Below are 25,187 nucleotides of genomic sequence, written 5' to 3'. Positions count from 1 at the left end.
CGGCCGCCGACCACAGCTTACGAACGGCGCATTTCCACCCCATAGACGGCGGCGGCGCCGAGCTGTTCCTCGATCCGCAACAGTTGGTTGTACTTCGCGATGCGGTCCGTGCGGCTCGCCGAGCCGGTCTTGATCTGGCCGCAGTTGGTGGCGACCGCGAGGTCCGCGATCGTCACGTCCTCGGTCTCGCCGCTCCGGTGGCTCATGATCGCGGTGAACTTATTCCGCTTGGCCGTCTCCACGGCGTCGAGCGTCTCGGTGAGCGTGCCGATCTGGTTCACCTTCACCAGAATGCTGTTCCCGCACCCTTCGGCGATCCCGCGCTTGAGCCGGGCGGTGTTGGTCACGAACAGGTCGTCGCCGACGAGCTGGACCTTCGCGCCGAGCTTGTCGGTGAGCTTCTTCCAGCCGGCCCAGTCGTCCTCGGAGAGCCCGTCCTCGATCGAGCGGATCGGGTACTTCGCACACAGCCCGGCCCACAGGTCGATCATCTCGTCGGACGAGATCACCTTCTTGGGGTCGCTCTTGAAGAAGCAGTAGCCCTCCTTGCCGTGCTGGTGCTTGGCCTCCTCGTACAGCTCCGTGCAGGCCGCGTCGAGCGCGAACACGATCTGGTCGCCGAGCTTGTACCCGGCCTTCTCGATCGCCAGCGAGATGGTGGCGAGGGCCTCGTCGGCGCTCGGGATGTTCGGGGCGAACCCGCCCTCGTCGCCGACCGCGGTGTTCAGCCCCTTGTCGTGGAGCACCTTCTTGAGGCTGTGGAACACCTCGGCGCCCATCCGCAGCCCCTCGCGGAAGCTGGTCGCGCCCACCGGCACGATCATGAACTCCTGGAAGTCCACGGTGCTGTCCGCGTGCTTGCCGCCGTTGAGGATGTTCATCAGCGGCACGGGCAGGACGTGCGCGCTCGTCCCGCCGATGTACCGGTACAGCGGCTGGCCGAGCGCGTTGGCGGCGGCGTGGGCCGCGGCCATCGAGACGCCGAGGATCGCGTTCGCGCCCAGCTTGGCCTTGTTCGGGGTGCCGTCGAGTTCGAGCATCTTGGCGTCGATGGCCGCCTGCTCGAACACCTTCATCCCGGCGAGCGCCGGGGCGATGCTGTCGACCACGTTCTTGACCGCGGTCAGCGTGCCCTTGCCGAGGTACCGCTTCTTGTCGCCGTCGCGCAGCTCGACCGCCTCGTGCGCGCCGGTGCTGGCCCCGCTGGGCACCGCGGCGCGGCCCATCGTCCCGCACGTCAGATGGACCTCGACCTCGACGGTCGGGTTCCCGCGGCTGTCCAGAACTTCACGGGCTTTAAGGGCGCGAATCGTACTCATTGTGACCGCAACTGAGAGTGGGAAAGACTCGCCGCGGGCGGCACGCCAGCGGTACAGGTGCGCTCAGGGATATGGTCGGTGCGCGAGAGGTCAAGTGAGCGGCGGGCGGAGGACGTCGGTCGGCCCCGGCGCGGGGTGTCGTCTTCGGACCCACTGTGCGTGGGTCCCTGGTGTCAAGCAGTGGCGCCGGGGCCGGCCGGTCGGCGGCGGGAAGGTCCGGGACCGGACGTCGTCGGGGGCCGAGCGCCCGATCGACCGGACACGGGTTCCGCGGGCGGACACGCGGCAACAGGGGGCTACCGGATCGCAACCCCGCGGACCGCTTCCCGCCGACCGAATCTCGCACCGCCCGAGCTGGGGATCGGGTGGTGAGCGAGGTTCCTTGCCGCGGGTTCCGCGTGAGCGGGAACCCTTGGCACACACCATTCATCGGCGTCCGCGAAACTGGGCTTGACACGCTTCTCAGGAATTCGGGCTTTAATCGCCACCGGCGCGAGCCTCACTCGCGAACAGTCGCAACAGTGCGAGATTGACAGAGTCCATATCGGTCCCGTCTGCACTCTTTTTCGGCGTTTCAAGGATCATCGGGCGGTCGCGGAACCGCACATCCGTCACGAGCCGCCGGAACGCCGCCTCGCCGATCTCACCGGCCCCGATCCCGGCGTGCCGGTCCACCCGGCTGCCGCGCGGTTTCTCGCTATCGTTCATGTGAAAGAGGTTGAGCCGTTCCAGCCCAACAAGATCGTCGAACTGCTGAAATGTGGCCGCGTAGTCTTCCGCCGTGGCCAGTCCGTACCCGGCCGCGAACACGTGACAGGTGTCGAAGCACACGCCCATGCGGTCGGCGCAGTTGGCGCGGTCGAGGACGGTGGCCAGATGCTCGAACCGATACCCGAGTGAACTCCCCTGCCCCGCGGTGGTTTCGAGCAGCACCCGCACCTTGTACCCCGGGCACCGGGCGAGCGCCTCTTCGTACCCCGCCACCACCCGCTCCAAGCCGGCCTCCTCGCCGCTGCCGGTGTGCGCGCCCGGGTGCGTCACGAGGTAATCGGCGCCGAGCGCCTCGGCGCGCTCCAGTTCGTCCGCGAACGCCGCGACCGACTTCGCAAACAGTTCGTCCTTCGGCGAGGCCAGGTTGATGAGGTACGAATCGTGAACGGTGATCCAGTGGAGGCCGGACGCCACCGCCGCCCGGCGGAACGCGGTCACGTCCTCGTCGCGGAGCGGCGGGGCGTTCCACTGGCTCGCGTTCTTGGTGAAAATCTGAACGGTTTCGCACCCCAGCGTCACCGCATCGGTGATCGCCGAGTGCAGCCCACGACTGATCGACAGGTGCGCGCCAAAGAGTGGCACGGTCGCATCCTCCTGATAGGCGAAACGCGTTATTGTGTCGGCCCGCGGCAGGTTTTGCACACTCAGTTGTTAAGAAACTGGTCTGGTGCGGTGGCGGAAAATGGCGTATTGGACGGCTTCGGGTAATCTGGGTTCCGCCGACAAGGATGCCGATCATGACGAGCCCCGCGCTCCCGCACGTTCACCCGACCGCGATCGTCTCCCCGGAAGCGAACCTGCTGCCCGATGTGAAAATCGGGCCGTACACGATTATCGAAGGGCCGGTCACGCTCGGCCCCGGGTGCGTGATCGGGCCGCACGTGCAGCTCATCGGTCCGCTTACGATGGGCGCCAACAACGAGGTCGGCGCGGGGTCCGTGCTGGGCGGGGCGCCGCAGCACCTCGGCTACAAGGGCGAAGTCACGGCGGTCGAGATCGGCAGCGGGAACATCTTCCGCGAACACGTCACCATCCACCGCGGGATGCCAGTCGGCGCCGGCCCCGGGACCGGCGTCACGCGGATCGGCGACCGCGGGTTCTTTATGGCCGGCGCCCACATTGCCCACGATTGCGTCGTCGGGAACGATGTGATCCTCGCGAACGCCGCCCTTCTCGGCGGGCACGTCACCGTTGGGGACCGGGCGTTCATCAGCGGGAACTCGGCCGTTCACCAGTTCTGCCGGGTCGGGCGGCTCGCGTTCCTCTCCGGCGCCTCGGGGTCGAGCAAGGACATCCCGCCGTTCTGGGTGATGCAGGACGTGAACTACGTCCGCGGGCTGAACCTGATCGGGATGCGCCGGGCCGGCATCCCGCCCGCGGAGCGCACCGCCATCCGCAAGGCGTACCGCATCATCTACATGACCCGCCCCGCCCTGCCCCTGTCCGCGGCCCTGGCCCGCATCGAGGCCGAAGTGGGCGAGTTCCCGGCGGTTCAGGAACTCGTGGAATTCATCCGCACCTCGAAGCGCGGCATCTGCGGCGCGCACCGGCTCGCGAGCGACGCGTCCGACGACGAATCCGCCGCGGCGTAATTTTCCTGCACGCGCCGGGACCGGTCGCGACATGATAAGGGCATGCGTACCATCGCTGCCCTCTGCCGCGAGCTGCTCCCCGACCGCCGGTCAGACGGCGAGTTGCTCGGCGCGTTCACGTCCGACAGAAATGAACCCGCGTTCCAGGAACTGGTCCGGCGGCACGGGCCGCTGGTCTGGAACACCTGTCGCCGCTTACTGCCACACACCGCCGACGCCGAGGACGCCTTCCAGGCCGTGTTCCTCGTACTCGCGAGCCAGGGGCGTAAGCTCGCGGCCCGTGAGACGGTCGGCCCGTGGCTGTACCGGGTCGCGGTGCTGACCTCGCGCAACCTCCGGCGCAAGAACGCCCGCCGGCTCGCCCGCCAGCGCGAGCTGCCGGAAACCGCCTCCGCCGGTGCTCCCGACTCTGACTTACGAGCCGACATCGACGGCGCGCTGCTCGCACTTCCCGAGCGCGACCGCGAACCCATCATTCTGTGCCACCTCCAGGGCTTCACGCGACAGGAAGCCGCGGCGCGGCTCGGCTGCCCAGAGGGCACGCTGTCCGCGCGACTGAACCGCGGGCTGGCGAAGTTGCGGGTCCGGCTCCGCGCCTTCGACCCGGTGCAAGCGCTCGCCGTCCCGGCGGTCGCGGTGCCGGCGGCACTGGCAACGAACACGGTTCATGCGGCGGTGGCATCGGGCGCGGCGGTCGCAGCGGTTACACCCGTGGTCTCTTCACTCGTCCAAGGGGTCCTTCACATGTTCTGGGTCCAGAAAGCCACCGCCGCGTCGTTCGCGATGTGCGCGGTGTTCGTGGTGGGCGTGGGCGTGGGGCTGGGCACCCGCCCGGTCCAAACGGGCGTGGTCGCCCAGGACGGTTCCGGCGCCGGTGCCGCTGCCAAACCCGCGAAGAACGCTCCGCCGCCCGGAGCCGAGAGTCCGACCGACGAGCTCGCCACCCTGCAACGCAAAATCCAGGCAGTTGAACAACAACAGAAGTTACGTAAGACCGCGCTCGAAATGGCTGTGCAGAAGCTAAAGGAAGCCAAGCAGTTAGGCGAGTTCCTCAATGATTCCAAGGACGTCCAAGCCGCCGTTCAGCTCTCACGCGAAATTGAGGACGTGGAGCAAGAGCTGCGCCAGCTCAACCGTAAGCTGGCCGATCACAAGATGAATTCGCGCACAGCCGAAGACTGGATAAAGATCCTGGAATATACCAAACTGCAGGCTTCTGAACGTACGCGCATGCAGCACTCAGAAGCCAATCTCGCGTCCGCAGAGTTGAAGCGAGCGCAAGCCCTGGTGGAGAAGCTTGAGGCCGAGGCGAAGGGGCTGGCCACACAACTTGCACAGCGCCAGGGTGACAAGACCGCTCCCCCAGGCACCAACGAAGACCTCAACAAGAAACTGGCCGATCTCAACGGAATGCTCAAGGCCGCGGAAGCGGAGCGACAGGCGCTCGCGGCGTACACGAAGCGGACCGAGTCGCAACTCGCACTCGCCGAAGCCCGGGTCCGCGAACTTCAAGCAGCGATTGACGGGCTCGCCGCCAAAACCGCAAAACCGAACGCCCCGACCTCTGCCTACATCGAAATCGCCATCGACCCGAAAGGGAACGAGTTCACCCTCCGCGAGGTGTCACCGCAGGGCACGCGAGAGCGCACCCCGGAACGGGCGATTGGCCCGATCCGGACCAATGACCCGGCGGCCCTCGCGCTGCTCCTGACGCGCGCCAAGAGCGACCCGAACGGTCCCCGGGACGTTCGCATCTCGGCCACCCCGGAAACGTCCAAGAAGTCGCTACAAATCGTAACCGACGCCATCAAGACGGCTGGGTTCAAGACGGCCGCTACGGAGGAGCCATCTCCGAACCGTGCTCCCAAGCTTAGCCCCCGCCCAGAGGCCGCGGGAGAGCAGCCCAACAAAACGGTGGACGACCAGAAGGGCGCCGAGCGGCGGTATCAGGATCGCCTCGAACAGCTCCAGCGGCTGCACGAGCAGCGGGAAAAGGAGGCCAAGCAGCTCGCCGAACAGCTCCAACAGCTTAAGAAGGTGCAAGATAAGGAGCTTCAGGAGCGGCGGGAAAAGGAACTCCAAGAGCGGCCCAACAAGACCACGCCGCAGCGCCCATAGTTCGTGAAAGGGCACATATCGAGGGTCCGGTTTTTTCGCTGTCGGCTTGTCGCCCGGCGGCGATTTCACCATAATCCCTTAACTTACCACGAAGCGGCCCCAAATGACCTTTGGGGCCGCTTCCAGTTCGTTGCCAGCTAACGTGCGTCCCGCGAGGGTAGCGGCCCCCAACAGGTGCCGCGAGAGTAGCCGGGTTCGCGAGGATCAAAATCATGTCTGCGTCCGTCACCCTCAAGACCACTGCGCGCGCCGAGACCGGTTCGCGTGCCGCCGCCCGCCTCCGCAAGCAGGGGCTCGTCCCCGCGATCGTGTACGGGCACAAGCAGGCCAACGTGTCGCTCGCGGTCAACGCGAAGGAACTCGACCAGGCCATCCGCGTCCAGCACGCCCGCGTGCTCGACCTCGACATCGAAGGCAAGACCGAAACGGTCCTGATCCGCGAGCTCCAGTGGGACTATCTCGGCAAGGAGATGATCCACGTGGACTTCGAGCGCAAGGACCGGGCCGAACTGGTCCGCGTGTCGGTGCCCGTCGCGCTGAAGAACGCCCCGAAGGCGACCGGCGGCGGTGTGCTCGACCAGCCGTTCCACGCGCTGCACGTCGAGTGCCCCCTGGGCGCCATCCCCGAGTCGATCGCGATCGACATCACCAACCTGACCCTCGGCCACCCGATCCACATCCGCGACCTCGCCCTCCCGCCGGGCGTGAAGGTGCTCGACGCGCCGGAAGGCGTGGTCGTGCAACTGAAGCTCCCGGGCGTCGAGGCCGAACCGACCGCGACGGACGCGGGCGTCGGCCCCGAGGTCATCAAGCCCGAGAAGAAGAAGGCCGACGACGACGACGCGGCCCCGGCCAAGAAGTGAGTCCCGGGGGACGAGAGATGAGGGGCGGGTGCGAACCGAGCGCCCGCTACCGCATCTGCTATGCTGAGGACCTTTGGTTCTCGCTCGCACCCCCTTACTCACACGTGAAGCCATGAAGGTGATCGTCGGACTCGGGAACCCCGGGCCGAAGTACGCCGGCACGCGGCACAACGTCGGTTTCGATGTGATCGATTACCTCGCGAACGGCCCCGGCGTCGGGTCCGCGCGCGAGCGGTTCGAGGCCCTCATTTCGGAAACGAAAGAGGGCGACGAAACGGTGCTGCTGGTCAAGCCGCTCACGTTCATGAACCTGAGCGGCCGGGCGGTCCGTGCGATCCTCGACTTCTACAAGGTGCCGGTCGAGAACGTGCTCGTGATCTGCGACGACCTGAACCTGCCCCTGGGCAAGCTCCGGATGCGGATCAAGGGGAGCCACGGCGGGCAGAACGGGCTCCGCAACATTCAGGAACAGCTCGGTACGGACGCCTACTGTCGGCTCCGGGTCGGCCTGGGCCAGCCCGCGGTCGGCGACGCGGTGGATTTCGTGCTGGGGAAGTTCAAGCCCGGCGAGCGGGCGGCAGCCGAAGAGGCCATCGCCACCGCGGCGCAGGCGGCGCTCGTGTGGGCCAAGCAGGGCGCCGAGGCGTCGATGAACCGCTTCAACGGCGGTTCGGCCGACGACGGCGGGGCGAAGGAAAAGGGGAAAGGCCAAAAGGCCAAGAAAGCCAAAGGGGAGACGCCGCAACCGGAGTGACGGCGCCCCCCCGATTCGATTTTTGATCGCGGTTCTTGATTCGTTTACGAGTGAGCCGGTCGCTCCCCAGCCGACGTGCGGTTGGGGTCGTGGGGCACCGAAAGGGCGCCCCGGCCGAACCACGGTGACCACCGCGCCCGGTACGACCGGCGCGGGCAACTACCTGAAGGTAACCATGCCGATCCAGACCTACGAAACGCTGTTCCTCCTCGACCCGACCAAGGTGTCGTCCGACGCCGAGGGCGTCAAGCAGCAGTTGCACACGCTGATCGAGCGCCACGGCGGCACGATCGAGGTGAGCCGCCCCTGGGACTACAACCACAAGCTCGCGTACCCGATCGGGAAGTCCAAGAAGGGCAGCTTCCACATCATCTATTACACGTTCGAGAGCACCAAGCAGGCCAACCTCGAGAACGATTTCAAGCTCCAAGAAGGGCTGATCCTGCGCCAACTGACCAGCAAGATCGACCCGAAGTGGCGCGCGGAAATGATGAAGGTCGCGCACGAGGACCAGGGCAACGGCTTCGCCCTCCGCGGCATGCAGGACGAGCAGACCGTGCAGACCGACCCGGCGGCCATCGGCGGCGAGTCCCTGCTGGGCGAGGACGGCGGCCTGCGCGACGGCGGCCCGCCCCGCCGCGGCCGCCGCGACATGGCCGAGAAGCCGGAGTAGTTCTGGCAATTCTGTTGCGCCGCGGTGCGGGTAGCCCCGCCGCAACGAACTACCGACCTTGCGTCAGAGTCTCCGAATGCCGTAACGTACCCTCACGGAAGTGCCCTTAGCCTTCAGCTTAACCATCCCTGCTAAGGGCCGACTCCGCGAGGAGGTCGCGCATGGCGACTCTGAATAAGGTGATGTTGATCGGTCGGCTCACGAAGCCGCCGGAGCCGCCGCGGGTGCTGCCCAACAGTGGTAGCACGGTGGTGAAGTTCCGGTTCGCGGTGGGCCGGAGCAAGAAGAACGATGCGGGCGGGTGGGACAAGGACCCCAACCAGTTGTACGTCGACTGCGAGGTGTTCTCCCGGGCCGACAGCAAGCGCAACCTTGCCGATCTGGTCACCAAGTACGCCAAGCAAGGCGACATGATGTACCTCGAAGGCCGGTTGGTGTTCGAGGAGTGGGAAGACAAAAACGGCGGCGGGAAGCGCTCGAAGCACAAGCTCGTCGTCGACAGCTTAGAGTTCCTCGGCGGTAAGAGCGACGGGGACGGCGGCGAAGGCGGCGGGGGCGGTTATTCCGGCGGTGCCGCGGACCGCGGTGGTTACTCCGGCGGCGGAGGCTACTCGGGTGGCGGCGGCGGCGGAAACGGTGGCGGTCGCCCGTCGGGCGGCGGTCGCCCGTCGGGCGGCGGGCGCAGTGCCCCGCCCCCGAGCGACGACGACGGGGGTGGGGGCGACGACCCGATCCCGTTCTAAGTGCCGCCGGCACGGAACCCGTCGCAAACTTAACGAACTCCCCTCGGCGCTCGTCGTTCGACCGGCGCCGGGGGCTTTACACAAGCACGGGACGGGTTTCACATGGCCAAGAGCACCACGAAGAAGACCGACGCCAAGAGCGCGGCCCCGAAAGAAAAGAAGCTCCCGCAGAAGAAGGTTCGGGTGCGGAACCAGGTGAAGAAGGGGCCGCACGGCGGCACCCTGGTCGTGCTGGTGGACGACACCGCACACGTCGGCAAGCAGGGCGAGGTGGTCGAGGTGAAGGCGGGTTACGCCCGCAACTACCTCATCCCTTACGGCAAGGCCGTGATCCCCTCGGAAGAGAACCTGCGGACCCTAGCGCAGTACAAGATCAAGGTCGAGAAGGCCCGCGAGGCCAAGATCGCGGACCTCAAGGTGCTCGCCGAGCAGCTCACCCGCCTGCCGGCCGTCACCATCGAAGCGAACGCCACCGAGGAAGGCCACCTGTACGGCTCGATCGGGCCGATCGAGGTGAGCAAGACCCTCAAGGGCAAGAACCTGAAGGTCGAGCCCGAGATGGTGAAGCTCGAAAACCCGATCAAGGAAGCGAACACGCTGACCGAAGTGCCGCTGTCGCTCGGTTACGGCATCGAAGCCAAGATCCAGGTGCTCGTCGTCGCGATGCAGGGCAAGAAGTAACGCTCGCGGGATAGCCTAAAACCCGAGGGGCCAGGACCACAGATGTGGTCCTGGCCCCTCGGCTTTTACTACGTACCGGGCTCATACACGGTCGAGGTGGTGGTCTCTGTTTCTTGTGGCACAGACATTCCTGTCTGTGCTGTCTTTTCGCGCCGCACAGACAGGAATGTCTGTGCCACAAAGACATCATCCAAAGACTGACACACTCAACCGGACCGTGACTCAGTCCAGGTGTCCCGACCGACCGCAGCGTCACACACGCTTGTGGTAAGGAGCGGTGCCATCGGAATAGTAGAGGCCGTGTCAAACTTCACCGTCGCGAGTTCTGGGTGCCAACTCGCATCAGGTCACGGCGATGGGTTTGGTGCAAATAAGTGTCAAACCTGAAATCTGGCTGGATCCGACGCATGACGCCGCTTCGGCGGACTATCGCAGGCGCTGTAACGGGGGTTACAGTACCACACCGGTGGCATCCGACTGGTCAGCGACGGGACACCCGCTACCCAACTGCTGGTAACGAACTGGCGATTCGCTGGGTGGTCGCTACCACCGAATCACACGCACCGAAGCCCTTGGAGTGGTGCAGATTTGGACTCCGAACCAAACGGCTATCGTGTCGCAAAATATTAAAAGGGAATCAGTTGCGACCGATTCCCCATTCGAATCCGTTCACGCCCGAACGAAAACAGCCCCGTAAATGAGGGGCGAAACCGAGCAGGTGAACTTCCACAGCACCGAAAACGGAAATGGAGTCGATACCCGATGTCTATTTCGCCCAACCAGCAGTGCTTCGGTAAACGCCGGGACCGACACATTCCGAAACTACTTCGCCTCGGAGTAGCGGTGCGTCGGAACCGGGCGCCCCGGGCGCAGGCTCTGGCTGGTCCGGAACTCTGCGATCACTCCGACCTTGGCAGACTCCAGAGCCACGACCCGTTTCACCTCGGCCTCCAGCACCGCCGGGTCGATCGCCACCCGGGCGTTGACGATCAGGTCCGCCTCGCGCGGGCGAAGGCCGCTCGGGAGCGACAGCTTCGGCGCCGTATCGCTGCTGATCACATTACCGACCGCGAACGCGCTCGCGTCGTCCATCCCGATGAGCTTCAGGTGCGCCACCTCGCCCCCCAGCGAGCGGCACACCACAGCCAACTCCCCCAGGACGGAGGTGAGCAGCGCGTCCAGGTCGAACGGCTCGTCGCTCGTGAGACGAGCGGTTGCGTTGAGCCATCCGAGTTCGGCCTCGCCTTCGGCGTAGATGTCGTAGTCGATGTCGAGGATCTTGCGCCCGAACGCGCCCGTCTGGTCGAGCAGTTCCGTCAACGCGTCGAACCCCGCGCCGGTCGTTGCGCTCGCACGCAGCACCGGCGTCCCAGGGAACTGCTGAGTCACGAGCAGCGACAGTTCGTCGATCTGCGCCGGGTCGAGTTCGTCCACCCGGTTGATTACGATCGCGTCGGCCTCTTCGAGCTGCTTCTTGAAGATGTACGCGGCCTTCGGGCTGAACCCGCCGGCGGCCTGGTTACGCAGGATGCGCAGGCCGTGGCTCGGCTTGAACAGCACCGCGTAAGGGGCGACCTCGAACCGACCGGAGTAGAGGTCCTTCAGCGGCTGGATAACGGTCGCCACAAGGTCCGTGCAGCTTCCCACCGGCTCGGCAAGGATCACGTCGGGCCGCTCACCGGCTTCGAGCGAGCCGACCCGCCCGACGAGGTCGTCGAACCGGCAGCAGAAGCACGCCCCCGGAACCTCCTCAACGGACAGCCCTTGCGCGCGAAGCGTGTTGGTGTCCACGAGGTCGTGAGCCTGGTCGTTGGTCACCACCCCGACCCGCTTCCCCTGTTGCTGGTAGTGGCGTGCCAGCCGTCCGAGGGTGGTGGTTTTTCCGGCGCCAAGGAATCCGCCAACCATTACGAATCGCACCGTCATCAGCGTCACCTTTGTCGGGTGTAGGTAGGCTTTTTATAGCGGATGCGCATAACGGGCGATTGGCTCGCCACTTGCTACAGGGGTCCCGCTTCTCAACAAACCAGTTCTTGGAGGCCGCTTGTTCAGGCTTCTGCGGCTCATGACCCTGGCGCCGGGTCACTTTCACGCGGCGCTCGTGCAGCAGCGGATGCTGCCCGGGGTCCATCACCGCGCGCACGTGTACGCCCCACTCGACGCCGACACGCTGACGCACCTGGAGCGGATCGCCGGGTTCAACGCAAGGGCGGACCACCCGACGACCTGGGACATCGATCTCCGAGCCGCGGAGGACTACCGGGAGCGGTTCGCCCGCGAGCAACCGGGCAACGCGGCGGTCATCAGCGGGCGCAACCGGCCGAAGCTCGACCTGATCGCGCTCGCGGTCGAGAACTGCGTAAACGTACTGGCGGACAAGCCCTGGATCATCGACCACGCCGACTTCCCGAAGCTCGAAGCGGTGCTGCGTCAAGCGGACCTGCGCGAGGTGCTGGTCTGGGACGTGCTGACCGAGCGGTTCGAGGTTACCAACTGGATGCTCCGCGAGTTCACGCGCGACGAGGGCCTCTTCGGGGCGTGGCAAACGGGCACCGCCGGCCAACCGGCCCTGTGGTTGCGGAGCGTTCACCACCTCAAAAAAACGGTTGCCGGGCGCGCACTGGTGCGGCCGTGGTGGTGGTTCTCGACCGAAATTTCGGGCGAGGCCATCGCGGACGTGGGTACGCACCTGGCGGACCTGGCACTGTGGCTCATCGCCCCGGACCAGCCGGTGGATTACGCAACCCAGATCCAGATGCTCGGCGCCGACAGGGCGCTGATGTTGATCACGCAGGAACAGTTCGGGGAGCTAACAGGGCTTCCCGTTTTCCCGACCGAACTGCACCCGCAGGTGGTGGAAGGGAACCTGTACTATGCGGGGCACAACAGTGCCGTTTGCACGCTGCGCGGGGTCCATGTGAAACTTGAAACGTCGTGGGAGTACGAGTCCCCGACGGGCTGCGACACGCACCAGTGCGTCGCCCGCGGGACGCGCGCGGTCGCGAGCATCCGCCAGCCCGCCGGCGCCCGCCCGGAGCTGTTCCTGTCCGCAACAGACCCGAGCCGTCATGCCGCCCTGACCGAGCGGTTGCGAGAGAAGTGTGCGTCACTCCAGCACGATTTCAACGGGCTGTCCGTTACGGACGACGGGCGCGAGCTGCGGGTCAACATTCCCGAGAACTGGCGGACGACCCACGAGGACCACTTCGCCGCCGTCATGGAGGAGTTCGTGCGCTACTTTCACGCTCCCCGAACGGTACCGCCGTGGGAACACACTAACGCGCTCGCGCGTTACTACATCACAACAAAAGCCGCGGAGATGGCCCGGGCGAACTGAGCGGCGAAGGGCAACCGTCGGCCCGCGGCTCACTCCCCGCTCCCTTCCGGCCACTGGTCCCGGGGTTCCCACCCCAGCAGTTTTTGCGCGGGGGTCAGGTCGTACATGTGCTTCCGCACGTGTCGGCTCGTGGAATACACCACCCCGAACGGCGGGAGCGCCGGCGCTTCGACCGTCGCGGCAAAGAACCGGCCGGCGTCACCCGGACTGAGGTACACATCGGGGCCGAAGTCGCTCTGGCGGAACTCTTCCTCTTGGCCGGGCCGCGGGCACCACCCCAACCGAACCGCGAGCACCGTGATCCCGTGTTCGTTGGCGTACACCTGCCCCAGGGCTTCGAGGAACACCTTCGTGCAGGCGTACAGGTAGCGCGGGCGCGGCAGCACGTCGGGCGCGATCGGCAGCGTTCCGTCCTGAAAATAGCCCGCGACCACCTGACCGGTGCTCGCCAGCACCACCCGCGGAACCTTCAGCACCCGGGCCGCTTCCATGACCTCATACGGGCCGACGATGTTGCCGGGAACCAGATCGCTCAGGAAGTTATCCCCGTCGTCCGGCGCGGCCCCACGCGGGAACCGGGCGTCGTCCGGGGTGGCCGCGAGGTGAATGATGACGTCCGCTCCGGTCGCGGCGCGACGGAGCGCGGCCACGTCGGCGAGCGGCGCGACAACCGACCGATCGGCCGACAGCCCCGGTGTGGGATGGAGGTCGAACCCCACAACGGTGTGGCCGCGCGCGACGAGTTCGGACACCGCCGCCCGGCCGATGCGGCCCGCGGACCCGGTAACGAGGATTCGCTTCGGAGTGCTCATAACCTCGTTGTACTCGCGCCGCCGCGTGTTACCATCGGGCGCGTTCACCCCGGAGTACCTCCATGAACCGCCGCGAGTTGCTCGCCGCCTCGGCCCTCACGCTCTCGGGGGGCGCGAGCCCCCTGTTCGCCGCCTCTCAACCGAAGGACAAAGCGATGCTCCCCGTCGTTGACACGCACCAGCACCTGTGGAACCTGAACGATTTCAAGTTGGCGTGGTTCGACCCGAGCACCCCCGAAGGGAAAATCCTAGGGCACAACTTCACCCCCACCGAGTACGCCAAAGCGACCGACGGGCTGAACGTCGTAAAGGCCGTCTACATGGAAGTGGACGTGGTGCCCGAGCAGCAGCAGAAGGAAGCCGATTACCTGATCGAACTGTGCAAGAGCGGGAAAACGGCCACTTGCGCCGCGGTGCTGTCCGGTCGGCCGAACTCGGACGGGTTCGAGAAGTACGCGAAGCAGTTCAAAGACAGCAAATACGTCAAAGGCATCCGGCAGGTGCTACACGTCAAGAGCACACCCGCCGGGTACTGCCTCGACCCGAAGTTCGTGAAGGGTATTCAGCTCCTGGGCGACCTGGGACTGAGCTTCGACATGTGCGTGCGGCCGGCAGAGCTGCCCGACTTCGTGAAACTGGCAGAGCAGTGCCCGGACACCCGGTTCATCCTCGACCACTGCGGCAACGCGAACCTGAAGCACACCGCCGACGAGCGTGACCGCTGGAAGAAGGACATGTCCGCGATGGCCGCAAAAAAGAACGTGGTCTGCAAGGTGAGCGGCTTCATCGCCACCGCCCCCGAGCGCGGCAAAGTGACTCCCGACGACCTGGCGCCGGTGGTGAACCACGTCTTGGATACGTTCGGCCCGGACCGCGTGATGTTCGGGGGTGACTGGCCGGTGTGTCTGCTGGGGGTCGAGAAGTACGGCGACTGGCTTACCGGGCTGAAGGCCGTCGTCAAGGACCGCACCGAAGAGCAACAGAGGAAACTGTTCCACGACAACGCCGTCAAGTTCTATGGCCTGAGCATCTGACCGCGCATCACTGAAAATCAGTAAGCACCAGAATAAATTCTGGTGCCTATTATCAAGTAAAATTCAACGTCACAATCTCGTATAGAAGAGACACCTACGACCAAGTGGGGCACACCACCTGTCCAGTGCCCCCGACGTGGCCTGAGCGGATCAATAGGGAGCAAACACGCACGTCACCAACCGCACGTGATTGTCTTTCCCTTCATTTTCCCGCTGAAAACGTGCGATCGACACGAGTGACGTTACCCTGTTTGTCCTTCACGCGGGCCATGAGTTTCGCGCCCGCCACGTTCAGGGGTGCGGTCAGCTTCAGTTCGTAAACGCCCCCACCGAGTGAGGCGAACTGCGGTGCCAGATTTTCACCGGCGGCAGTTCCGTTGACCGGGACACTGGCTGTTACCGTGAAACTCGCCGCGTCCAGACCGGTGCCGTAATCGTGCATCCCGATCCGGATGCGTTCGAGCGGCTCGTTCCCGCCGGCCCGTGGCGTCTGAACCGTCAGCGTCGGCCGCTGGTCGTCCAGCGCCCAGCCGAAGCCGCGTTTTTCAGGGCGATTGGGGTCGTAGTCGAGGTCGATCGGACACCCCAGATCGATCCACCGTACCAGGGTGAGTTTGTCTTCCTCGCTCAGCGGCGCGACCTTACCGGCCTTGACCGCTTCCGGCGGCGGCATCACGCTGCCGGTGAAATCCAGGTCGGCGCGGCTGCGGTTCGCGAGCGTGTTCGGAACCGGTTCGCCCTTCAACTGGAGTGTGCGCGGGTCGCCGGGGGCGGTCTCCGTCGGGAAGTCGTCGTTGGTCCAGCCGTCGAGCCGCGCGCCGAACACCTTCCAAATCAGGAGGCTGCGTCGGGACTGGAACATCCGGACGTAGCGCGAGGCGTTCACCCCGCGCCACCCGCCGACGAGCGGTTTGTGCCCGAACCGCCCGGCGCCGTCCATCGCCAGCCGGTAGTAGGTGCCCGGAACGTCGTCGCAGTCGGCGACGTTGATGGTCTTGTCGTCATCGAGCACGAGCTTCGCCGGGGCGTCGCCCTTCAGCGTGTGGCAGGCCGCGCAGCTCCGGTCGAGGATCGGCTTCACGTCACGGAAGTACTCGACGTTCTTCACTCCCGCTGCGAACTTCAGCCCCGTCTCGGCTTTCGCATCCCACTGCTTCTTCGACTGGTCGCCGGACGGAGGCGCCAGCAGCGGCGCCTTCTCGGTCAGGTCGAAGAGTTGGTAGTCCGGTTTCGCCGCGGCCGTGAGCTTGAAGTCCGTGGGCTTCTGGCTGTGCGCGTGGCACCCGCCGCAGTCGTTGCGGATCTCGCCGGGCCGAACTTGGTGCCACGTTTGCGCCATGTTCAGCACCATCCCGCGCCGGTCGAGCGTCTGGAAAGTGAACCCCACGTCTGCAGGGATCTTCGCCAGGAAACTCGTGTCGGGGTTCCCGTCCGGGTCGAGCGGCTCGCTCCCGTTTTGGAACTTGCGAAGGGGGATCTCGCCGAGGATGCGGAGCTTCTCGGTCGCGTGGCTGCGGAACGTGCGGCCCGATTGCGGCCCCTGGTTGCGGTCGGTCGTCGGTTCCATCGCGAGGATGCGCACGGCGTGGATGTCGGCGTTCGTGTACCGGCCGACGTCCGCCCCCTGGTTCAGCCAGTTGAGCGACGTGGCGTCGGCCGCGGGGTTGAACCAGTCGAGGTTTTCGTAACCCGACGGGTCACCGCCCGCGTAGGCGGCGGTCACCGTGCCCGGCTTGACCACCCCGTTGGGGTAGCTCTCGCGCTTGTAGAAGCTCGACGTACCCACCAGTCCGAACGGGGTGCCCGCCGGAAGGTGCTTCGAGAGCGCCCCGTCGTTCGCAAGCGGGGCGAGTTTCTTCGGCTCGTCGATGCCGTGAATCCGCTTGTACGGCACCAGCGCGCGGGGCCACTGTTCGTTAAACTTCGGGTCGTTCTTGATGAGCAGCAGGTCGCCCGGTTCGTTCGCGGCCTTACCGTCTTTCAGCAGGTACAACCCGCCATCGACTGCGGGAACGTGAACCGTGTAGCCGCCGTTGACCGGCCCCGGCGACCACACCGAAAGCAGGTGGTTGTCCGGCGCCGCCGACGGGTGCGTCACCTTGCCGACCCGCGGCGCGGTACGCGACCCGCGAACCGCGTAGTCCGACGGCCCCTCGTCGGAACGAGCGAACGGTGTAATGGACTCGACCCCAAAGGGGCTGAACGGCAGACGCCGAACGCGGGCCTTCCCGTCGTCGGTCCGGCCGTGACGCAGCGGGGGGTTCCGCGGGTCTTGCGTGTACCCCGGGCCGAACGTCTTCCCCTCCGGTGCCGCCAGCGGGAACCGCACGAAGCTCCCGAACCCGCTGCTCGTCTGGCTGTAGTACTCCTCGGCCACGATTGAACCGTCGGAGAGCTGCGTCTGGAAGTGCCACGCGCTCGGGCTCGCCCCGGGCATAAACGCGCTGGCCATCGGCCCCCACCCGGTGCCGTCCGGGTTGATGACCCACAGCCCCCACAGCGTCGATGCGCGGAGCCCTTGCGATTCGAGCGAGCTGAACATGATCCGCCCGTCGCGCAGGACGGTCGGGTGGAGCGCCATCCCGAGGTTCAGGTGCCCGATGCATTCGGCGTTCGAGCCGTCGTCGTCCATCACGAACAGTTGCATGACGTGCGGCAGCCGCTTCGGCGGTTTAAACCCGTTGCGGTTGCTCGTGAACGCCACCTTCCCACCCGGCAGCGGGCACGGGCCGGTGTTGAACACGCCGTACCCGAAGGAGTTCTTCCCGGCCTCGGGGGTGCGGTAGTCCGTGCTCCAGTTCGCCGCGCCGGTGTTGGGGGTGAACTGCTGGTGGGTGAGGCGGACGACCGTCCGCGACTTCACATGGATCTTGTAAATGTCCGCGCCGCCGGAAGGGCCTTGTGAAACGCTGCCGCCCTTCATGTCGTGGAAGTGCGAGTAGTAGACCCATTCGCCGTCGAACGACACCGCAGGGTCGGTGACCGACCCGCTTCCGCCCCTCACCAGCACCTCTTCGGAACCGTCGGGGCGGAGGAGCATCAGGTCGGCGCCGGCGTCCATGTAGACCGGGTTCGAGATCTCGGGCCAGTTCGTACCGACCTTATCGCCGTTTCGCGGCGCACGGACATACACCATGTCATAATCGAGCTTTACCGTCTTGTCTGACGCGAGCGGCTTCGGAGTCACGTTGATCGGCCCACTCACGTCGGCCGGTTGCGGCCGCGCGCCGGCAAACGAAGCGAACAGGAACGCTACGACCGCGAAGGCGGAAACGCGGAACGGCATAGCTCAGGACCTGCACGAGGCGAGAAGGTGGAAAGCATCGTACACAAAACAACGAGGGGTTGAAACCCTAGCTGTTGCCGGTGGCCTCACAGGGCCGCAAGCACACCAAAGAGGTGTGAGTTACGGTCAGCCCCTCAAGGTTCGTCGGGAACAGCCAGGAGGTTCAACCCCCTGGTTCTTAAACCGCGCTCAACTTACTTGAGGGCGGCGGTCGCGGCGCTGGCGATTTCCGAGGCCTTTTCGGCGGCTTCCTTGGTCGTCTTGAACGCGAAGTTCTTGCTCACCTTGCCGCCCTTCTGGTACACGACGACGGTCACGGCCGCGTCCTTGCTCAGGCTGTACTTCGCCGGGCCGTCCTTGTCGGCCGCAACGGTCAGCGGGGTGGTCAGCTTGTGGGTGGTCTGAAGCTTCTCGAAGTCGGCGGCCTCGACGCCGCTGACGCCGACCACCACAGTGCCCAGTTTCTCGTTGGTCTTCTGAACGCCGTCCACCGCCTTCACCACGGCGACCAGGTTGTCGTCGGCCTTCTGGGTGAAGATCAGCACCGCGGCCGGGCGCCCCTCACCGCCGAACTTGCACACGTAGCAGAGCGTTTTGCCAGCCTTCTCGCCGGTGATCGCCTTCACGTCGAAGGCGCCGCCGATCTTCTCGGTCGGGCCGGACTTCAGCTCTTCGCCGGTGGCGACAGACGAGGCGAGGGCGAGCACCAGAGCCAGGCCAAGGAAACGGGTCGCGCGCATGCTGCACTCCTTCTGTGAGACCGTCGCCGGCACCACGCCGGCGGCGGTGGAAAGGCCGATACAGATCGTAAGCGTCGGAGCGGCGAAGGCAAGCCCTCGCACTCGATTCATTTTCGGGCGATCCGCTTACCGGGCGGGGCTTACCGGTGAGACGGTAACCGGGCGCGAGTTATTCGAGCGGTTCGGGAAATTCCCTCCGTTGAGCCGCGGCGATGGGTTCCCAAGATTTCGCTGTTTAGCTTTCGCCGGCCCCAACATTCGGTTGTGGTTGCGAGTGACTAGGCGTTCGGCAGGCGGAGATTTACCCGCCGCGGGCTTTCAGGGGCCGGATGGTGATGTCGTACTTGGGAAGCGCCTTGGATCGCTCCAGCCGCGCCTCAACGGGCTTCACTGGGCCTTGGTCAACCATATCCCGTCCTGGTAGTCCCCGACCAGGTGGTCGGCCGTCGGGGGCCGTCCCTTCCAGGTCATCCGCCGGGCGTACCCGAGGATCACGTCCAGACACGTGAGCAGGGCCCCGCCCCACTTCCGCTCGAGACTCGACCAGCACCGCTCCACCGGGTTGTACTTGCCGTGGTACGGCGGGTCGTACACGAGCCGGACCTCGAGCCCCGACCAATCGGCGAACGCCACCATCCGCTTCAGGAACTGGGCCCGGGTGCCCGAGCAATTGGGCCCGTTGTCCAGGTACACGACCAGTCGGCGAATCGACCGGCACCCGACCGACACACGTGCCCACCGGACCCGCAACCCATCCACCCAGAAGTCGCTCGTCTCCTTGGACCCGAACACCAGCGCCAGGCCCCCGGTGGCCACCATCAGGCCCCCCAGCGGGATCCACTTGCGTGCCGCCGGGGGGGGGCATGGTCCAACCCCTTCGCCGCCGTACCGTCCGACCGGGTCCGCGTTTTTCCCCCCGCGGGCGTATTCGCGTTCGTTCACCTTGGCCCGCGTGTCCACCAAGATTTCCAGCGTCTCGGCCTCGGCCGCGGCCGGCGCTCGGGCGGCCTTGACGTTGGCGAAGATGGCATCCGTCTCGGGCGTCGTCTTCAGCGGCTTGCCCTTCTGGATCCGCTTCAGCCGATACCCCATGCGATTCCAGTAGTTTCAAGTTCCAGGTTCCAGGTTCCAGGTTCCAAGTGGAGTCACGAGCCACACGGATCGCCGGCGCTTTTGACGAACTGGGTTCCGACTTGGAACCTGGAACCTGGAACCTGGAACTTGAAACTACTGGATTCAGGATGTCACGCCTGGTCCGCTCGCTCGGCAGGTCCGCAACCGCGTACCCCTTCTCGGCTTGGAGTCGCTCAGAGTCTATCCGGAAAGTTGGAGGTGCCCCAAGTACCGTGAGTTGGTAGTGTTGGGTCATCGCTCGGACCTACGGATGGGGCTGCGATGGATCGCGTGTATCCGACGGATTGGACGGACGCGCAGTGGGCCGTGATCGAGCCGCTGATCCCACCCGCCAAGCCGGGCGGGCGTCCCCGAACGGTGGATATGCGCTTGGTGGTCAACACCATCTTTTACTTGGCCAAGGCCGGGTGCCAATGGGCCATGTTGCCCCGGGATCTGGCCAAGCGTTCGACCGCCAACGAGTACCTGATGGCCTGGGTCGCCGATGGGACGTGGCAACGGATCCTCGACACCTTCGTCCGCAGGTCCGCGTGGCGGCCGGTCGGGATCCCAACCCGGCGAAGGCGGCGATCGACGCGCAGACGGTCAAAGGGACCGAGGCGGGTGGGGCACGGGGTTACGACGGCGGCCAGAAGATCAACGGCCGGAAGCGTCATCTGATCGTGGATTCCTTGGGGTTGCTGATGGTGGTGCGGGTCACGGCCGCGAGTTGCGACGACGGCACGACGGCTCCGCAGGTACTCGCCAAGTTGAGCCCGCAACACCGCGTGCGGTTGGGCGAGGTGCGGGGCGACGGGACGTACAACAACCGGACCCTGGACCGGTATTTGGCCCGCGAATCGGGCGGGTACCAGGTGACGGTGGTGGAACGTCCGGCGGGGGCCAAGGGGTTGGTTCATCTGCCGTACCGGTGGGTGATCGAGCGGACCAACGCTTGGACGGGGAAGTACCGACGCAACAGCAAGGACTACGAACGGACAACGGCGGCTGCCGAAGCGATGATCCAGGTAAGCATGATTCACCTCATGCTCCAACGACTCGCACCCGACAAAACGCGCACTCAGGCGACCTTTAAATACACGCGAAAACCCATGCAAAAGGCCACTAAACTTTCCAGATAGACTCTAATTTGCGGAAAGTCGTCATGACGCGTTGCGGCTCACAGAGACCATGAAAATGGGGGACAGGCGATCGGTTACACTGATCGTTGGTCCGCCCCGGAGCGAGGCCGCACTGTACTGGTGCTTCAAGCCCGACGGAAAGTCTGGCCGGACGGCCCCACGACCACGAGACTGTCGCCCCCGGCGCCCGCGGGGAGCACGCAGAGCAGAATGTTCGGACCCCATCGCCATCCCCGGGGCGGGCCGCTCTCCTTGAGGAGGATCGGCCGTGGGCACCGTGTACCCGCACCGCGCCGGGCTGGACGTGCACAAGGATACCGTGGTTGCGTGCGTCCGGCGCCACGATGGCGGCAAGCGGGCTCGCCAGGACGTGCGCACCTTCCCCACCCACACCCGGGCCCTGGAGGAGCGGGCCACATGGCTGGCGGCCGAGGGCGTCACCCATGCGGCCATGGAATCGACCGGGGTGTACTGGAAGCCGGTGCTCAACGTCCTCGACGGCTAGTTCACGCTCCTGCTGGTGAACGCCCAGCACATCAAACAGGTACCCGGGCGCAAGACCGACGTGGCCGACTGCGCCTGGATCGCCCAGCTGCTCCAGCACGGGCTGCTGACCGCCAGCTTCATCCCGCCGACCCGCCAGCGCGAGTTGCGGGATCTGACCCGGCACCGGTCCCAACTGGGGGCCGAGCAGACCGCAGCGGCGAACCGGGTCCAGAAGGTACTGGAGGACGCCAACATCAAGCTGGGGAGCGTGGCCAGCGACGTGCTCGGGGCGTCCGGCCGGGCCATGCTCGACGCCATCATCGCCGGGCAGGACGACCCCGCGGTACTGGCCGACTTGGCCCGGCGCCGGATGCGGGGGAAGATCCCGCAGCTCCGGGAGGCGCTCCGCGGGCGGGTGACCGAACACCACCGGTTCCTACTCCAGGTGCTCCTGGAGCACATCGATCAGCTGGATCGGCTGGTGGCCCAACTGGATGCCCGGATCGCCCAGCTCACGGCTCCGGACGTCAAGGCGCTGAACCTGCTGACCACGATCCCTGGAATCCAGAAGCACACGGCCGAGGTGCTGCTGGCCGAGATCGGGCCGACCGTCGACCCGTTCCCGACGGCCGGGCGATGCGCAAGCTGGGCCGGGATGTGCCCCGGCAACAACGAGAGCGCCGGGAAGCGGCGGACGGGACGCACTCGGCGCGGGAACCGGTGGCTCCGACAGGCCCTGGTGCAAGCCGGGTGGGCTGCGTCCCACTCGAAGAAGACGTACCTGGGCGCCCGGTACCGGCGGGTGGCCCGGCGGCGCCGAGCGGGCCCTGCTGGCGATCGGGCATACCCTACTGGTGATCGTGTATCAGGTGCTCCGCCATCGGGTGGCATACCAGGAACTCGGAGCCGACTACTACGACCGGCTCCAACCCGAACAGTTGGCCCGCAACCTGGTGCACCGTCTGGAGCAACTCGGGCACAAGTGACCTTGGAGCCACGCCCGACACCCGAGCCGGCAGCACTACCGGAGTAATTTTCAGAGCAGTACAGGTCAGACTGTAGTTTCCGCGAATCGGCCGCGCTCACGCGGCCAGATCCAAGCACCGGTGGGCGAGGTCGCGGATTTTCGCGTGGTCGTGGTGCTCGCCCACAACGGCCTGAATCTCCTGGGCCAACAGCTCGTGTTGCCAGGCCCGGCGCTTGTCCGCGTGGCTCGGGCGCCGGTTCGGGTCGTCCCACGGGGATGCGGATCGGTGCCCCACCAGGGCCTCGGCGTTCTGGTTCCAGGCCCACACCTCGGTCAGGGTGTGGGCCCACGCGCACAGGTGGAAGCACCCCACGTTCGACGGCACCCCGCGCACCTGCTGCTGACCCGCCCCGGCGACTTGTTTGAGATCCCGAAAACAGGTCTCCAGGGTGAACCGGTCGGCCACCCGCTCCAGGATGTCGGCCACGGTCGCGGTGGTGTCGGTGCCGAAGAACGCGACCCATCCGTGGGGCTCGTCCACCAACACCACCCGGATCGCCCCACCGGCCGGGCGCCACGTGGCCACGAACGTCTTGTACCGCTTCTCGACCGACTTCCCGTACACGGTGAACATGCCGGTGCTCCACCCGCCGGGGTGGGCGGCCCGCTTGGCCAGCGACACCCGCTCGGTCCCGTACACCCGCGGCCGCCGGGCCGCCCGGGTACTCGCGCCGGTGGCACCGAGCACAGGGCCGCATCCCGGCGCAGTCGGCTCACCACCGTCACCCCGAGCTTCCGCAGCGGCTTGAGCACCGGCCCCTGGGCGTACGCCCCGTCGGCCACCACCCACACCGCCTTCCCCCACAACGCCAGCCACCCGTGCGCCCACCGCACCAAGCCCACGGCCATGGTCAGCTTGGTTGCGAACGGGGGCCGGTCCGCCGCCCGAACCGCCCCCAGGTTCGCCTTCCGGATGTACCGCCGGGCCAACAGGGGTAACGCCACGACCCCGCCCAGCGGGTGCGCCACCAGCAACCCGAGGACCACCCACACGTGCCCGTACACGAACCCGCTCCCGGCCGGCCCGGGGGTCGGGTTGTGGTGCACCCCGGCCCCTTGCACCTGGGAACCGTACCGCGCCGTCGGGGTGTCATCCAACGCGAGCACGACCCGCGGCCCGGTCACCAACGGCCGGAGCACCTCGACCAACAACCGGGTGGCGATGGCCTCGGCCCGGCGCCCGACGGCGGCCGCGGTGGGGTAGCAGCGGCGGTACTGGGACGACAACCCGGCGGCTCGGATCCAGCAACTCCGGGCCTGTCGCCCGCGGGCCAACAGCACCCCCAGGAACAACAGCGCCAACCGCCGGCCCGAGCGCCGATCCAAGGCACCGGCCAGAATCGAAAACCACTGGCACCGCGGGGCCGGAGTGTGCGAAGATGGCATCGCCGCGTCCGTTCGGGTTGGGAGGTCGTGTGGTAACGCCATCCTCCCGGACGGGCCGGCATTCGTCTACTTCGAACGTACCACCATCACCGCCCGGCCTACAAATTCGCGGAAAGTACAGGGTCAGAAGCTGCGGGGCCATTATGCGTACTACGGGTTGCCGGGCAACGGCGAAGCGTTGCAGCGACTGCGGTACGAGGTCACGCGGGTCTGGCGGACGTGGCTACTGCGTCCCGGGTAGTTAACGTTCCCTACTTAGCGGCCATTGATAGGCTCGGCAGTCGTGCTTCCCGGATGAATGCCTTCAACAGGTTCGGGGAGGACTTCGCGGTGCCCAACTCGTCGATCACATGATCCCACAACTCGTCCGTGTCGTTAGCCGCCAGGTTGGACAGCCGCCCGTACTTGGTCCACCCCCACACGCCCTCGTCCGGGTTCAGGTCCGGAGCGTACCCCGGGAACTTCTCGGTCACCACCCCCGGGTGCCCCGCCAGCCACGCCCGTACGCACCCGGACTTATCGTGGATCGCCCCGCGGTCCCAGACGACCGTCAACGGTCCCAACCGGCGGTGTAGGTCGGCCAGGAACGCCACCACCTGCTCGGCATGGACGGTGTGGTCGAACACCTCGAAGAACAGGTTCGGGCGGGCCACCACCGGGCTGACGGTAATGGCACGGATCGCCGACAGTCGATCCCGACGGTCCCACCCCGTCAGGACCGGGGTCTTCCCCCGCGGGGCCAGGGTGCGACGGACGGTCGGCGTCAGGAAGAACCCCGACTCGTCCAGGAAAACCAAGTGGGCCGTGCGGCGGAACGCGTCCCGGACGATCCGGGGGAACTCGTCACCGACCCACCTCGCCACCTCCTTGTCGTTTCGCTCCCGGGCCTTCCGGCGGGGCTTCTGGCTGGTCCACCCGAGCTGCCGCTTGAGGATCTCCCGGACGTGTTCCGGGTGGTACCGGATGTGGAACTCGTGCTCGATCAACCGGGCAACCCGTGCCGCCGTCCAGAGCTGGTTGTGCCACCCGTGGGCCTTGGCCCCTTGGAGCAGCAACTCGGCCAATCGCTTGAGGTCGTCGTCCGTCAGGCCTGGGGTCGGACCCGGGTGGACCTTGGCCGCCACGCCGCCGGACGTGCGTGCGGCCCGGACCCAGCGGGACACGGTCTTGACGTGAACCCCCAGGACCGTCGCGACCGTCTGGCGGGCCGGACCGCCCGCAACAGCTTATACCGCCTGCTGACGGCGGCGTTCCAGTTCGACAGGCGTTCCGATGGGTCTGCTCATACCAGTTAGAGAGCATCCGTGACC

General features: G+C 66.3%; 17 protein-coding genes and 4 pseudogenes. 12 read left to right on the top strand and 9 right to left on the bottom strand.

Features of this window, described 5'->3' with window-relative positions; genetic code table 11:
* Positions 1–17 precede the first annotated feature (17 nt).
* Positions 18–1,319: a phosphopyruvate hydratase gene (gene eno, locus GobsT_RS14645; RefSeq protein WP_010048178.1), complete on the bottom strand. Its 1,302-nt coding sequence runs from the start codon at positions 1,317–1,319 to the stop codon at positions 18–20.
* 477 nt (positions 1,320–1,796) lie between these two features.
* Positions 1,797–2,672, bottom strand: a complete 876-nt coding sequence (locus GobsT_RS14640) for a deoxyribonuclease IV (RefSeq protein ID WP_010048176.1) — start codon at positions 2,670–2,672, stop codon at positions 1,797–1,799.
* Between the two features lie 155 nt (positions 2,673–2,827).
* Between GobsT_RS14640 and lpxA the strand changes: the two genes are divergently transcribed.
* From lpxA to rplI, 7 genes are all read left to right on the top strand, one after another.
* Positions 2,828–3,682, top strand: coding sequence for an acyl-ACP--UDP-N-acetylglucosamine O-acyltransferase (gene lpxA / locus GobsT_RS14635; RefSeq protein WP_010048175.1), 855 nt, complete (start codon positions 2,828–2,830; stop codon positions 3,680–3,682).
* Positions 3,683–3,724: 42 nt separating this feature from the next.
* Positions 3,725–5,800, top strand: a complete 2,076-nt coding sequence (locus tag GobsT_RS14630) for an RNA polymerase sigma factor (RefSeq protein ID WP_010048174.1) — start codon at positions 3,725–3,727, stop codon at positions 5,798–5,800.
* A gap of 212 nt (positions 5,801–6,012) precedes the next feature.
* A complete protein-coding gene (locus GobsT_RS14625) occupies positions 6,013–6,663 on the top strand; it encodes a 50S ribosomal protein L25 (protein WP_010048172.1) in 651 nt (216 codons plus the stop codon).
* Between the two features lie 112 nt (positions 6,664–6,775).
* Positions 6,776–7,417, top strand: a complete 642-nt coding sequence (gene pth / locus GobsT_RS14620) for an aminoacyl-tRNA hydrolase (RefSeq protein WP_010048169.1) — start codon at positions 6,776–6,778, stop codon at positions 7,415–7,417.
* A 124-nt stretch (positions 7,418–7,541) separates the two neighbouring features.
* Positions 7,542–8,090: a 30S ribosomal protein S6 gene (locus GobsT_RS14615; RefSeq protein ID WP_010048168.1), complete on the top strand. Its 549-nt coding sequence runs from the start codon at positions 7,542–7,544 to the stop codon at positions 8,088–8,090.
* Positions 8,091–8,251: 161 nt separating this feature from the next.
* Complete coding sequence (locus tag GobsT_RS14610; RefSeq protein ID WP_010048167.1) at positions 8,252–8,833, top strand: single-stranded DNA-binding protein; 582 nt, start codon at positions 8,252–8,254, stop codon at positions 8,831–8,833.
* Positions 8,834–8,935: 102 nt separating this feature from the next.
* Positions 8,936–9,514, top strand: coding sequence for a 50S ribosomal protein L9 (rplI, locus tag GobsT_RS14605; RefSeq protein WP_010048166.1), 579 nt, complete (start codon positions 8,936–8,938; stop codon positions 9,512–9,514).
* 822 nt (positions 9,515–10,336) lie between these two features.
* On the opposite strand, the gene GobsT_RS14600 is transcribed toward rplI, so the two are convergent.
* On the bottom strand, positions 10,337–11,440 hold the full coding sequence (locus tag GobsT_RS14600) for a GTP-binding protein (protein WP_010048035.1): 1,104 nt from the start codon (positions 11,438–11,440) through the stop codon (positions 10,337–10,339).
* 118 nt (positions 11,441–11,558) lie between these two features.
* Here GobsT_RS14600 and GobsT_RS14595 point away from each other — a divergent pair, with 118 nt between their 5' ends.
* Entirely contained in the window at positions 11,559–12,851 is a 1,293-nt protein-coding gene (locus GobsT_RS14595) for a putative oxidoreductase C-terminal domain-containing protein (RefSeq protein WP_148087743.1), read from the top strand.
* Between the two features lie 29 nt (positions 12,852–12,880).
* On the opposite strand, the gene GobsT_RS14590 is transcribed toward GobsT_RS14595, so the two are convergent.
* Positions 12,881–13,663, bottom strand: coding sequence for an NAD-dependent epimerase/dehydratase family protein (locus tag GobsT_RS14590; protein WP_162542158.1), 783 nt, complete (start codon positions 13,661–13,663; stop codon positions 12,881–12,883).
* Positions 13,664–13,725: 62 nt separating this feature from the next.
* Between GobsT_RS14590 and GobsT_RS14585 the strand changes: the two genes are divergently transcribed.
* On the top strand, positions 13,726–14,697 hold the full coding sequence (locus GobsT_RS14585; RefSeq protein ID WP_010048030.1) for an amidohydrolase family protein: 972 nt from the start codon (positions 13,726–13,728) through the stop codon (positions 14,695–14,697).
* 202 nt (positions 14,698–14,899) lie between these two features.
* Here the strand turns inward: GobsT_RS14585 and GobsT_RS14580 are convergent, their stop codons facing one another.
* The 3 genes from GobsT_RS14580 to GobsT_RS14570 all read right to left on the bottom strand — a co-directional run bounded on the left by GobsT_RS14580 (position 14,900) and on the right by GobsT_RS14570 (position 19,815).
* Entirely contained in the window at positions 14,900–17,983 is a 3,084-nt protein-coding gene (locus tag GobsT_RS14580) for an HzsA-related protein (protein ID WP_010048029.1), read from the bottom strand.
* A 194-nt stretch (positions 17,984–18,177) separates the two neighbouring features.
* On the bottom strand, positions 18,178–18,723 hold the full coding sequence (locus tag GobsT_RS14575) for a hypothetical protein (protein ID WP_109571088.1): 546 nt from the start codon (positions 18,721–18,723) through the stop codon (positions 18,178–18,180).
* A gap of 387 nt (positions 18,724–19,110) precedes the next feature.
* Positions 19,111–19,815, bottom strand: a complete 705-nt coding sequence (locus GobsT_RS14570; protein ID WP_109571089.1) for an ISAzo13-like element transposase-related protein — start codon at positions 19,813–19,815, stop codon at positions 19,111–19,113.
* A 303-nt stretch (positions 19,816–20,118) separates the two neighbouring features.
* On the opposite strand from GobsT_RS14570, the pseudogene GobsT_RS41045 reads away from it, so the two are divergent.
* From GobsT_RS41045 to GobsT_RS14555, 3 genes and pseudogenes are all read left to right on the top strand, one after another.
* Positions 20,119–20,301: pseudogene (locus tag GobsT_RS41045) on the top strand (transposase); the annotation flags it as partial.
* 86 nt (positions 20,302–20,387) lie between these two features.
* Positions 20,388–20,978, top strand: a complete 591-nt coding sequence (locus GobsT_RS14560) for an IS5/IS1182 family transposase (protein ID WP_010044567.1) — start codon at positions 20,388–20,390, stop codon at positions 20,976–20,978.
* Between the two features lie 268 nt (positions 20,979–21,246).
* A pseudogene (locus GobsT_RS14555) lies at positions 21,247–22,450 on the top strand (IS110 family RNA-guided transposase).
* 96 nt (positions 22,451–22,546) lie between these two features.
* Here the strand turns inward: GobsT_RS14555 and GobsT_RS40855 are convergent.
* Together GobsT_RS40855 and GobsT_RS14545 are read right to left on the bottom strand one after the other, a co-directional pair.
* Positions 22,547–23,877 (bottom strand): annotated as a pseudogene (locus tag GobsT_RS40855) (IS701 family transposase).
* Between the two features lie 251 nt (positions 23,878–24,128).
* Positions 24,129–25,079 (bottom strand): annotated as a pseudogene (locus GobsT_RS14545) (IS630 family transposase); the annotation flags it as partial.
* Positions 25,080–25,187: the final 108 nt, after the last annotated feature.

The sequence above is a fragment of the Gemmata obscuriglobus genome, assembly GCF_008065095.1.
Classification (GTDB): domain Bacteria; phylum Planctomycetota; class Planctomycetia; order Gemmatales; family Gemmataceae; genus Gemmata; species Gemmata obscuriglobus.
Note: the sequence above shows the minus strand (reverse complement) of the source record. Positions and strands in the feature narration are given on the sequence as shown.